This window comes from Flavobacterium sp. A45 (assembly GCF_002001005.1).
Lineage (GTDB): Bacteria > Bacteroidota > Bacteroidia > Flavobacteriales > Flavobacteriaceae > Flavobacterium.
Genome location: NZ_MUNX01000046.1, coordinates 22,606 through 34,909, shown reverse-complemented (window position 1 = coordinate 34,909; position 12,304 = coordinate 22,606). Strand labels below are relative to the sequence as shown.

Annotated in this window: 13 protein-coding genes; 10 read left to right on the top strand and 3 right to left on the bottom strand. The window is 34.1% G+C overall.

Annotated features, from left to right (window positions below):
• Positions 1-260 precede the first annotated feature (260 nt).
• The 7 genes from B0E44_RS02535 (at position 261) to B0E44_RS02505 (ending at position 7,543) form a co-directional block, all read left to right on the top strand.
• Positions 261-1,091, top strand: a complete 831-nt coding sequence (locus B0E44_RS02535) for a 1,4-dihydroxy-2-naphthoyl-CoA synthase (RefSeq protein WP_077370634.1) — start codon at positions 261-263, stop codon at positions 1,089-1,091.
• 53 nt (positions 1,092-1,144) lie between these two features.
• Entirely contained in the window at positions 1,145-1,660 is a 516-nt protein-coding gene (locus tag B0E44_RS02530) for a PH domain-containing protein (RefSeq protein ID WP_077370633.1), read from the top strand.
• Positions 1,660-3,171 carry a PH domain-containing protein gene (locus B0E44_RS02525; RefSeq protein WP_077370632.1) on the top strand — a complete coding sequence of 504 codons (1,512 nt, stop codon included), beginning with the start codon at positions 1,660-1,662 and terminating at the stop codon, positions 3,169-3,171. The genes B0E44_RS02530 and B0E44_RS02525 overlap by 1 nt, the downstream gene beginning before the upstream one ends.
• 93 nt (positions 3,172-3,264) lie before the next feature.
• Positions 3,265-4,227: a 1,4-dihydroxy-2-naphthoate octaprenyltransferase gene (gene menA, locus B0E44_RS02520; RefSeq protein WP_077370631.1), complete on the top strand. Its 963-nt coding sequence runs from the start codon at positions 3,265-3,267 to the stop codon at positions 4,225-4,227.
• A gap of 54 nt (positions 4,228-4,281) precedes the next feature.
• Entirely contained in the window at positions 4,282-4,959 is a 678-nt protein-coding gene (locus B0E44_RS02515; protein ID WP_077370630.1) for a metal-dependent hydrolase, read from the top strand.
• A gap of 209 nt (positions 4,960-5,168) precedes the next feature.
• Positions 5,169-6,371, top strand: coding sequence for a M48 family metallopeptidase (locus B0E44_RS02510; RefSeq protein WP_077370629.1), 1,203 nt, complete (start codon positions 5,169-5,171; stop codon positions 6,369-6,371).
• Between the two features lie 128 nt (positions 6,372-6,499).
• Positions 6,500-7,543 carry an o-succinylbenzoate synthase gene (locus tag B0E44_RS02505; RefSeq protein ID WP_077370628.1) on the top strand — a complete coding sequence of 348 codons (1,044 nt, stop codon included), beginning with the start codon at positions 6,500-6,502 and terminating at the stop codon, positions 7,541-7,543.
• 245 nt (positions 7,544-7,788) lie between these two features.
• Here B0E44_RS02505 and B0E44_RS02500 read toward each other — a convergent pair whose 3' ends face one another.
• Positions 7,789-8,346 (bottom strand): GPR1/FUN34/YaaH family transporter, encoded by a 558-nt coding sequence (locus B0E44_RS02500; protein ID WP_077370627.1) that lies wholly within the window; start codon positions 8,344-8,346, stop codon positions 7,789-7,791.
• A gap of 125 nt (positions 8,347-8,471) precedes the next feature.
• Positions 8,472-8,759 (bottom strand): DNA polymerase III, encoded by a 288-nt coding sequence (locus B0E44_RS02495; protein WP_254423232.1) that lies wholly within the window; start codon positions 8,757-8,759, stop codon positions 8,472-8,474.
• A gap of 4 nt (positions 8,760-8,763) precedes the next feature.
• Here B0E44_RS02495 and B0E44_RS18725 point away from each other — a divergent pair, with 4 nt between their 5' ends.
• Positions 8,764-9,099: a hypothetical protein gene (locus B0E44_RS18725; RefSeq protein ID WP_165688754.1), complete on the top strand. Its 336-nt coding sequence runs from the start codon at positions 8,764-8,766 to the stop codon at positions 9,097-9,099.
• A gap of 31 nt (positions 9,100-9,130) precedes the next feature.
• On the opposite strand, the gene dnaX is transcribed toward B0E44_RS18725, so the two are convergent.
• Entirely contained in the window at positions 9,131-10,216 is a 1,086-nt protein-coding gene (gene dnaX / locus B0E44_RS02485) for a DNA polymerase III subunit gamma/tau (protein ID WP_077370624.1), read from the bottom strand.
• Between the two features lie 165 nt (positions 10,217-10,381).
• Between dnaX and B0E44_RS02480 the strand changes: the two genes are divergently transcribed.
• On the top strand, positions 10,382-11,518 hold the full coding sequence (locus B0E44_RS02480; protein WP_077370636.1) for an NAD(P)/FAD-dependent oxidoreductase: 1,137 nt from the start codon (positions 10,382-10,384) through the stop codon (positions 11,516-11,518).
• Positions 11,519-11,548: 30 nt separating this feature from the next.
• Positions 11,549-12,259, top strand: coding sequence for a methyltransferase domain-containing protein (locus B0E44_RS02475; protein WP_077370623.1), 711 nt, complete (start codon positions 11,549-11,551; stop codon positions 12,257-12,259).
• Positions 12,260-12,304 lie beyond the last annotated feature (45 nt).

Here is a 12,304-nt window from a genome sequence, read left to right as displayed (position 1 = left end):
ATATAAGAAAATTGAATCATTAAATTAATTTACTATTCTTAAAGTTGATATATGCGTGAGTTATGGAAGCAAGTTACCGAAGTAGCGCGTACAGCACGACAGCATTAGGGAATGAGGGCGAATAAGCACTAAGTGAAATAACTCACATTCTCTAATGGTGGCACGCCCAAATTTTTTGAAGCAATTTAAAAATATTTTATACTTTAGAAATATAAAAAATGCCTTATTTTTACGCTAAAATAATTTAAATAATAGATAGAATGGATTGGATTACTGCCAAAGAATTTGAAGATATAACCTATAAAAAATGTAATGGTGTTGCCAGAATAGCATTTAACAGACCGGATGTTCGTAACGCTTTTAGACCTAAAACGACTTCTGAATTGTATCAGGCTTTTTATGATGCACAGGAAGACACTTCAATAGGTGTAGTTTTACTTTCAGCTGAAGGCCCTTCATCAAAAGATGGTGTGTATTCTTTTTGCAGCGGTGGAGATCAAAATGCCCGTGGACATCAAGGATACGTTGGGGATGATGGACAGCATCGTTTAAATATTCTTGAAGTGCAGCGTTTAATTCGGTTTATGCCAAAGGTGGTTATAGCTGTAGTTCCAGGTTGGGCTGTTGGTGGCGGTCATAGTTTGCATGTGGTTTGTGACATGACTTTAGCCAGTAAAGAGCACGCCATTTTTAAACAAACTGATGCCGATGTAACCAGTTTTGACGGAGGTTATGGTTCCGCTTATCTTGCCAAAATGGTTGGTCAGAAAAAAGCCCGTGAAATTTTCTTTTTGGGACGTAATTATTCGGCTCAGGAAGCTTTTGAAATGGGTATGGTTAATGCCGTTGTTCCACACGATGAATTGGAAGATACTGCTTATCAATGGGCGCAGGAAGTTTTGGGTAAATCTCCTATGGCTATCAAAATGCTTAAGTTTGCTATGAATCTTACTGATGATGGAATGGTTGGACAGCAAGTGTTTGCAGGAGAAGCAACAAGATTGGCTTATATGACTGAAGAAGCAAAAGAAGGTAGAAATGCATTCCTTGAAAAACGCAAACCGAATTTTGAAAAAAAATGGCTGCCATAAAAGGGTTTAAAGATTTAAGGGTTTAAACTTTAAAAATGGAAATAAAATTATAAATGGAAAATTTTTCAAACGAAACAATAGATACGACTCGACTGCCAAAATTTGAGGAAGTAGAATTTACTGTTTTGCATCCAAATTATTGGAAAGTAACTTTAATAGGCCTTGCAGTATTATTTCTGATTGTTGCTATAGGATTAGGACTAGTTTTGTATTTTAATCAAGAATTTTTTCCATATATTTCTTATTTCAGTATAGTTTATGTGGTTTTATTACTAATTATTGTTTCCTTTTCGTGGATAAGTTTTAAGAAAAAAGGATTTGCATTTCGTAGTCATGACTTGTTGTTCAGACACGGAATAATCGCAACAAATACTCTTGTAATTCCTTATAATAGAATACAGCATGTTGCTTTACATGAAGGATTTATTTCTAGATTTTTTGGTTTGGCAAAAATTGAAATTTTCACAGCTGGAGGACGTTCCAGTGATATTCAAATTCCTGGAATAGCCAAAGATCAGGCCGAAAATATCAAACAGTTATTGATGGGGAAAATTCAAAAACAGTTATAATGGGAGCCGATTTTAATCAGCCTCAGCGACAATCTATTGTAGGTATTTTTGTGCTTTTTTTTTATTCCCTTCAGCAGTATGCTAAAGCGTTTTGGCCAATTTTAGTAATTTGGATATTTAGATTCGATGAAATCAATACAATTTATTTGGTGGTAGGAATCTTTGGTGTTTTTGCTGTCATTGGCATCATTTCATATTTGAAATATTTGAACTTCACCTTTTATATCGATCCCGAAAATGACGAGTTTATAATCACCGAAGGCATTTTTAACAAAACCAAAACAGCTATACAGCTTTATAAAATTCAGCAGGTAAATATCAATCAGTCTTTAATTCAAAGATTGGTCGGCGTTTATGAATTGGCTGTCGATACTGCCGGTTCTAATAAAAAAGAGGGAAATATCAAAGCAATTTCACATGAATTGGCATTGGATTTAAAATCACGTTTATTAGAAAATGAAAAAACAGATCATATTGACAAAGCTATCAATTCTGATGAACTTCTCAACCAAGAACTAATTGAAGCTGAAACTCCTTTTATAAAAATCAGCTTTTTGAGTTTATTAAAAATTGGAATTACTTCTAATTATGTGAGAAGTTTTTTCGTGCTTTTGGCTTTTTTTATCTCACTTTTTGACCATATCAAACAAATTACTGGCAGAGATGTTTTGCACGATGAAAATATCGAAAATTATGTTGATAAAAGCCAAGTTGCAACCGCATTTTTGATTTTATTTATTATCTTTTTTTTGACAGTAATAATCATTAATTTAGTTCGAACCATATTTACTTATTTCGATTATAAAATTGCTAGACAAAAAGGCTCTTTATTGCTTTCTTATGGTCTGCTAAATACTAAAAGCACCATTATAAAACCCGAAAAAGTACAAATTATAAGCATTACACAAAATTTTTTTCAAAAGAGAATGAATGTTTTACAGCTTAAGATAAAACAAGCGACAGGTGGCGATGAGGAAGGGAAAAAACAGCTTATTGAAATTCCGGGCTGTAATCAAACGGAAAAAGATGCGATTCTAAAACTACTTTTTCAGAAAATTCCCGAAAAAGGATTCATGCTAAAACCTAATTTTAGAAAACTGGGGTTCTCAATTTTTCTGACAATTGGACTTCCTTTAATAGGTTTTTTTTTCTTGAGAAGTGTAGTAATAGTGCAATTGCCTTTGATTGATTATTTTGTGCTGTTATTTGTAATTTTTATAGGAATAGTTCAGTTTTTTATTTTTAAAAATAATCGCCTTTATATTAATGATGACTTTATAATTTTGCAAGGAGGAGCTTGGGATGTTACCAATAAAATTATTATGCCCAGTAAAATTCAGGCAATTACAACTTCGCAGTTATTTTGGCACAAAAATATCAACATTGGTTCTTTAACTTTGCACACCGCAGGAGGAAATATTAGTTTTCAATTAGGTAATTTTACAGCTATAAAACAATACGTGAATCTTTGGCTTTACGAAATGGAAACTTCGGATAGCAATTGGATGTAGAAAATGAAGTTAGAGATTAGAAGTTGGAAAATAGAGAATTTAAGATGAAATAGGATAAACTTTTTAAATCCTTAAAACAATTAAAAAAGAAAAATGAAACACTGGATTGAAGCAGCAAGATTAAGAACATTACCATTATCCGTTTCTGGAATTATAGTCGGCAGTATGTATGCGCTGGCAAACCCTACTAATGAAGTATTGACTCCAACTGAAGTTTTTAATTGGGAAATCTTTGCTTTTGCATTATTGACCACTTTAGGATTGCAGGTACTTTCTAATTTTGCTAATGATTATGGCGACGGAATCAAAGGAACCGACAATGAAGATAGAGTAGGTCCAAAACGTGCTATACAAAGTGGGGTGATAACTCCACAAGCAATGAAAAAAGCTTTGGTAATTACATCTGTACTAACATTGTTTTCGGCAATATTCTTGATTTATGTTGCTTTCGGAGCGAGTAATCTTGTTTATTCTTTATTTTATTTAGTGTTAGGAATTTTAGCGATTGCTTCTGCGATTCGTTATACCGTTGGGAGTTCAGCTTATGGGTATCGCGGTTATGGCGATATTTTTGTTTTTGTATTCTTCGGATTGGTGAGCACTTTAGGGGTAAATTTTTTATACTCCAAACAATTGGATTTAGTGCTTATTTTGCCGGCAATCGCAATTGGATTATTGAGTGTAGGTGTTCTGAATCTGAATAATATGCGTGACCAAGCTTCGGATGCCAAATCAGGAAAGAATACTGTTGTGGTAAAAATAGGTGCTGAAGCTGCCAAAAAATACCATTTTTTCTTGATTATTGGCGCTATGGTTTCGGTTTTAGTTTTTGCATTATTGAGCGGTTTTCATTTCGATCAATACTTATTTTTATTGGCATACATTCCCCTAACGAAGCATTTAATCATCGTTTCCAAAAATCAAGACCCAAAATTACTTGATCCTGAATTAAAGAAAGTAGCATTGAGTACATTTTTACTTTCTATATTATTGTCAATTTGTATGATTTCATTGATTTCAGATATTATTGTGAATGTATTTTTGGGTGGAAGATAAAAAAATCAATTTCAAAAACAACTGTTATAGTCTAACAATCAAAAGCTAAAAAAGATGAAGATAACATTCTACGGTCACGCCTCTTTGGGAATCGAAGTGAGTGGCAAACACATAATCGTTGATCCTTATATTTCAGCAAATCCAAAGGCTTCTCATATTGACATAAACACACTGAAAGCTGATTTTATTCTACTAACTCACGCTCATGGCGATCATATTCTCGATGTCGAAGCTATTGCCAAAAGAACCAATGCCATAATTGTTTCTAATGCTGAAATTGCGGGTTATTATGCTCAAAAAGGCTTTCAATCGCATCCCATGAATCACGGGGGAAGCTGGAATTTCGATTTTGGAAAATTAAAATATGTAAACGCTATTCACTCAAGTTCTTTTCCTGACGGAAGCTATGGTGGAAATCCAGGAGGTTTTGTAATCGAAGGAGAACATAAAAATATCTACATTGCCGGCGATACTGCTCTAACAATGGATATGAAAATCATTCCAATGCGTACCAAGCTAGATTTGGCGATTTTGCCTGTTGGCGATAATTTCACGATGGATGTGAACGACGCCATAATTGCCTCTGATTTTGTCGAATGCGATAAGGTTCTAGGTTATCATTTCGATACATTTGGGTACATCGAAATCAATCACGAGGAAGCCATCAAGAAATTCTTTGATAAAGGAAAAGATTTGATGTTACTAGAAATTGGCAGTTTCATAGAATTATAATTAGGAGCTATTTCCTGCTATCCGCTACAATCCACGCTCAAAAGCGTGGGATTTTCACTACTATCAGGGCTAGGGCATCCCGGATTTCAAGATTATTTGTTTTTTTAATTGATTTAAGATTGTAGATTAACGATTTTTGATTTCAGATAGCTGTTACATCATATACTCTCTTTCAATCTTAAATCAAAAATATTTTAATCATTTTTATAATGACCAAACAACTTCTTTTATTTGTTACACTTCTAGTTACAACTCTTTCTTTCTCGCAACAAGACGGTTATTGGGATAAAGACAGATCTACCACCAAGGAAATAAACGTTTCGGCCAGAGACCGAATTATCATCAAAACCGAGGATTTACCGCTCGGAACCACTGAAATCGTATATAGAATCACTCTTTTGGACGAAAATCAGCAACTGGCCAGCAGTTTAGTTTCTGTTTTAAAATCAATTCCAGATCCAACAGGAATCAGTCAGGGTTCTGCGGGAGCCGTTTTTGTCTTGTCAAAAATTTCCGGTGACGATAAATGTACTTATGCTATTTTTTCAACGGATAAATTGGCTTTAGAGTACAAAGATTCCGGAAAAACACTAGAATCGTGTCTGGTTCAAGCAGAACCTGTAAGTAAAGATGCTAAACGTCTCTCTGTTGATAAATCAAGCTGTTTAAACGGGAACTCAAATGCTTTATGGTTTGGTTTTGAAAGCAAAAACTGGATTATGAAGCAAAAAATCGTTTTGGAAGTTGTGCCTTGGGTGGATAAAAAATTAAGCCGAGGCTGGAGTCTGGAAAACAGAAAATCGATTATTGACCAATGCAAAACTTCCAATTTGGCTCAGAAAATGAGTAATTCAGATAATTTTTGCGTTTGTGTATCGGAAAGAATTCAAGCCAAATACAAGTTTCAGGAATTCCAAAAGCTTTTGCCGATGGAACGTTCCAAAGTTTTTAAAGATGCCGGCGATGTTTGTTTAAACGAAACAAACGCATCTCCAGCCATTTCTGCCGATTTGCGTAAAGAAGCTTCACTTTTGATAAAAAACGGTAAATACGGTACAGCAATTGAGAAATTAGCTCTAATAATCAATGGTGATAAAGCTACAGTTCTAGATTATAATGCTATCGGGAGCTGTTATCTTTTTACTAAGCAATACGGAAAAGCATTAAAGTATCTTCAAGCAGGTGAAAAATTAGATAATACTGAGCTTTTTGTTCAATTAAATTTGGCCCACGCGTATTTACTGAACGATAATTACAAAGAAGCCAAAAAAATCTACAAGAAATACCAAAATCAAAACGTAACCGACAGTTTGAGCTGGATTCAAAAAACGGAACAAGATTTCAAGGCTTTCCAAAAGGCTGGGATTCAGAACGAGGATTTTGAGAGAGTTTTGAGATTAATCAAAGAATAGTAATATTTAACTATATGTCGTAGAAACAAAGCCTTTCTTTAGTTTACTGAGAACTCTAAATAATTCCTCATATGATACAGAATTGTACGGATTGCTTATATGACTTATATGTTTAAAAAAAAATCAAAATGAAAGCATCTTATCACAAATACATTCTAAACTTCAAACGTCCATCCGGAACTTCCCGCGGTGTGATGACCGAAAAAGAGACTTGGTTTATCATTCTGGAACAAGACGGTAAAAAAGGAATAGGCGAGTGTGGTATTTTGAGAGGTTTGAGTATTGATGATCGTCCTGATTATGAAGAAAAATTGCAATGGACTTGTGCTAATATTCATCTTGGGAAAGAACAGCTTTGGGGTGCGTTATTAGAGTTTCCATCGATACAGTTTGGAGTTGAAATGGCATTCCTGTCATTGGCAAGTGAAACTCCTTTTTTACTCTTTCCTTCTAGCTTTACAAATGGCGAAAAATCAATTGCTATAAACGGGTTGGTTTGGATGGGAGAAGAGACTTTTATGAAACAGCAAATTGAAGAAAAATTAGCCGATGGTTTTCGTTGCATCAAACTCAAAATTGGAGCTATTGATTTTGATAAAGAACTGCAATTATTGCGGTTTATCAGACAATATTTTACTCCTGAACAAGTAGAAATAAGAGTTGATGCTAACGGTGCTTTTGATTCGAATGAAGCTTTATATAAATTAAATCAACTGTCTGAATTTAAATTACATAGCATAGAACAACCTATTCAGAAAAATAATACTGACAGTATGGCAGAGCTGTGTAAAACCACTCCATTTCCTATTGCTTTGGACGAAGAGCTAATTGGAGTGTTTACTGTTGCTGAAAAAGAAGATTTACTGATTAAAATTAAACCGCAATACATTATTTTGAAGCTTAGTTTTGTGGGTGGATTTCGTGGTACACAAGAGTGGATTTCGTTAGCTGAAAAGCATAATATTGGGTGGTGGATTACCTCTGCTTTAGAAAGTAATATTGGACTGAATGCGATCGCCCAATGGACTTTTACACTTAACAATCCGATGCCGCAAGGATTGGGAACTGGTGCACTGTATACTAATAATTTTGATTGTCCTTTACAGGTTTCACAAGGAAAGTTGTGGTATAGCAATGAGCAGAATTGGGATTTGAATATTGATGTATTTTAATTAAAAACAAAAATTGGTTATTTGCAATTTTTGCGAGAGTGATGGAAGTGGAGCTCTTTTTTTGAGAGACTTTTTCAGTCTATCAAAAAAAAGCGGGAACGGACAGCACGACCCGGAGTTTTTACGGAGGGACTCGCCCAAATAAAAGGACAGATGTTTATTGTGATCAATGAAATTCATGTAAAAGAAAAGGCTCAAAACAGTATAATTGTTTTGAGCCTTTTTGTATGATATAAAAAGTGTGTCTAATAAGGCAATACTCTTTTGTTTTTTACTTCTTCCAAAAGTTCAGCTACTGCTAAATAAAAAGCACTACTTCCGCAAACTACACCAATTGCTCCGGCAACTGGAGCTAAAGATTCAATTCCGGTAAATTTCTCCACAGACAAAACGAAAAATAAAATAGTTAAGGATAAAAATACAAATTGCTGCACTTTGCTGCCTCCCCAAGTTCCCCACCACATAAAAGCAGTGAAAATCCCCCAAAGAGTTAAATAACAGCCGAAAAAGGGTGCTGAAGTTTTTCCTGCCATTTCAAATCCGGTATTTGGAAAAAGCCACACGCCAACTAAAGTTAGCCAAAAGAAGCCATAAGAAGTAAAAGCAGTTCCTGCAAATGTTTTTCCGTTTTTGAAAGATAGTATTCCTGCGATTATTTGGGCAAGACCGCCATAGAAAATCCCCATTGAGATAATTACGGCACTTACTGGGAAGAATCCCAAGTTGTGGATGTTTAGTAAAATTGTGGTCATTCCAAAACCCAAAAGGCCTAAAGGCGCAGGATTTGCTAATTTGTTCTCCATTTTATTTAGTTTTTTTTATAGTTAGAAAAGTCTAATATAACGTTATAGTTCGTTATGGGTTGCTACAAAAATAACATTTTATGGTATTAAATTTTCATTTGTGTAAAAAACACATGTATTTTTTTTTAAGCATCTAAATCCAAACCAAAAGTAGTACGCAGTAATTCAATATTTGGATTAATTTCTAAAAGACGGTTGTAGCGGTCCTGATCGGTAAAGCTTCTTTTGATATCGATGCTTTCATTTACAGTCACTTCGATAGTAATGTCGTGATTGTGCAAATGACCGCGCAAATGCCCTAAAAGACCAATCATTTCTTTTTCAAAATCTAACTTTGAACCTTCATTGGGTAACTCGAAGGTGATTTTTGTACCGTTTAGTTTTGGATCATTGATTAGCAATAAGGATTCCATTATTTTGAATCCTTTACTTCCAAGACGCTCCGCATATTTTGTCCACTGCAAAAGCATTTCTGTTTCTGTAAATGATTCGGTAGGAAGTATTGTATTGTCTTCTTTTACAAAACCTTTTAAGTTTTCTTCTAAAGCTTTTTTGGCACGAATGCTAGAAAGTGATAAAGCAGAAAATTTTGCTTCGTTGCTTAAAGGTTTTGATACTGATGGATTTGGAGTTTTGGGTTCTTCCTCTATTGGAGCAACAGGTTTAGTGATTTCAGCGTTTGAAGCTGTTTTTGTAACTTCTTCAACAATTGGAATTTGTTTTTTCTCTTTTGAAATTTCTGCTATCGAATAATCAGCAGTTTTCCTAAAATAAGTGGGTGGAATTATAAATTGCTCAACTTTTTTTTTTCTCCATCAAAAGTGATAGAGGCAAGCTGCATTAAGCAAAGTTCAACAAGCAATCGTTGATTTTGACTGGCTTTGTATTTTAAATCACAATCATTGGCAATGTCAATCCCTTTCAGCAGAAAATCCTGAGTACATTTTTGAGCTTGAATTCCGTACATTTTTTGAGCTTGCTCGCCAACTTCCAATAAAACAAGGGTTGACGGCGTTTTGCTGACCAATAAATCTCTAAAGTGGCTGGCCAATCCAGAAACAAAATGATGACTGTCAAAACCTTTTGACAGAATTTCATTAAATGCAATCAATAAATCCGGGATTTTATTTTCCAGAATTAAATCGGTAATGTTTATATAGGTTTCGTAATCTAAAACGTTTAGATTTTCGGTAACCGCTTGACGAGTCAGGTTATTTCCGCAAAAAGAAACAACTCTGTCAAAAATCGATAAAGCATCACGCATGGCGCCATCTGCTTTTTGTGCAATAATATGAAGCGCATCATCTTCAAAAGCTACTCCTTGGCTAGCAGCTACATCGGCAAGATGTTCTTTAGCATCTTTTACTGTAATTCTTTTGAAATCAAATATTTGGCAACGCGATAAAATCGTTGGGATAATCTTGTGTTTTTCGGTTGTTGCTAATATGAAAATGGCATGTTTTGGCGGTTCTTCCAATGTTTTTAAAAAAGCATTAAAAGCCGCAGAAGAGAGCATGTGAACCTCGTCAATGATATATACTTTGTATTGTCCGGTTTGTGGCGGGATACGAACCTGATCGATCAGATTACGGATATCATCAACAGAATTGTTCGAAGCAGCGTCTAGTTCGAATACATTGAAAGCAAAATCTTCATTTGGATCATCATAACCAGGCTGGTTAATTTTTCGAGCCAAAATACGTGCGCAGGTTGTTTTTCCAACACCACGTGGTCCCGTAAATAAAAGGGCTGAGGCTAAATGGCTGTTTTCTATGGCGTTGAGAAGCGTATTGGTAATCGCTTTTTGTCCCACCACATCTTTAAATGTTTGGGGACGGTATTTACGTGCCGATACTACAAATTGTTCCATAGATTTTTTATTCGAAAGCAAATATAGGATTAGAAAAATCAAAAAGCAATTTATTTTTTAGGCTTTATTTTTTCTTTCAAAAATGGATTTGAATTCGGATTTGAGCTTACATTTATGTATTTTCACCTTTGTTTTGAAAACCAACCTTTTAAAATTAATTTTTCTATGAATACAGCTAAGACGGTTGCAATTATTGGAGGAGGATTGGCAGGATTAACCGCGGCTATTCATTTGTCCAAAATTGGTCTAAAAGTTATTGTGATAGAAAAAAATGAATTTCCAAAACATAAAGTTTGTGGTGAATATATTTCTAATGAAATTATGTCTTATCTGGATTGGCTTTCGATAGATATATCCGAATTAAAACCTACTCATATTTCAAAACTTGATTTCTCAACTTCCGATGGTAAAATGGTTCATTGTGATTTGCCTCTTGGCGGATTTGGAGTCAGCAGATATACATTAGATGCTTTTTTACTTAGAAAAGCTATCGAGAACGGGTGTGAAATTATTCAGGGCAATGTAGAAAATGTTGTTTTTGAAGACGATATTTTTACAGTTTCAACTTCGAATAATAGAATTATTACCTCCAGAATTGTTATCGGTGCTTTTGGTAAACGATCCAATATCGATCATGAATTAAAGAGGCAATTTATTCAAAAAAAGTCACATTGGCTGGCCGTGAAAGCTCATTATTCAGGTGAATTTCCTGATAATTTAGTAGCGCTTCATAATTTTGAAGGAGGATATTGTGGTGTTTCAAAAGTAGAAAATAATAAGATAAATATTTGTTATTTGGCTAGTTATGAATCTTTCAAAAAATACAAAAGCATAGATGATTATCAAAATCAAATAGTAATCAAGAATCCGCATCTGAAATTGATTTTTGATAAATGTAAAATGCTTTTTGAAGCTCCATTGACGATTAGTCAGGTTTCTTTTGGTAAAAAGGCAACGGTTGAAAATCATATTTTGATGATTGGTGATACAGCAGGTTTAATCCATCCTTTGTGCGGAAACGGGATGGCAATGGCGATTCATAGTGCCAAAATTGTCTCAGAACTTATCAGTGATTTTTATACAAATAAGATTAAAACCCGTGATGAACTTGAGAAAATGTATGTAAATGAATGGGAGGAAAACTTTGAGAAAAGATTAAGAATTGGGCGAATTTTAGGATTTATATTGCAAAAACAAAAGTTATCTACCATTTTGATGAAAATAATGATTAAATTCCCAAAGTTATTGCCAATTATAATAAAGCAGACTCACGGACAGTTAATAGATATTGATGAGCTGTAAATTTAAGTAACGCCGACAAATAAAAGCTTGATGTTTATAAAAGCCAAACATAGAACAGACGATTCAGAAATAATGGACGATTTTCAGATGGAAGGAGATGTCTTGAAGGAGGCTTTGGATAAAATTGCTCAAATAAATCAGCTTTTGGGAGGGAATAAACTGACTTTGAGAGGCGCAGCGAAACTGCTAAAAAAAGTTCCTGCCTCCAATCAGGTTACCATAGTTGATGTTGGCTGCGGAAATGGCGATATGTTACGGAGATTAGCTGATTTTGGTTTTCAGAATAATTTAAATCTGCAGTTGATTGGGATTGATGCTAATAAGTTTACAGTAAATTATGCGGCCGATTTGTCTAGGAAATATTCAAATATTACATATAGATGTGAAGATGTTTTTGATGAATCTTTCAGTGAGATGAAATATGATATAGTTTTGTGTACGTTGATATTGCATCATTTTAAAAATGAGGATATTATTAAATTACTTAAACTGTTTAATAAAAATTCAAAACTTGGTTTTGTTATAAATGATCTGCACCGAAATACGGTAGCTTATCGATTGTTTCAAGCACTTTGTTTTGTATTTAGACTAAATGAAATGTCTAGAAAAGATGGATTGACTTCTATTTTGAGAGGATTTAAAAAACATGAATTGGTTGCGTTTTCAGAAAATTTGAAGTTTAAAAAATATAATATTAATTGGAAGTGGGCTTTTCGTTACCAATGGATTGTTGAAAAATAAATGAATGTTGTTTTTATAATTTAAAATTTGACCCAAAACAAAACA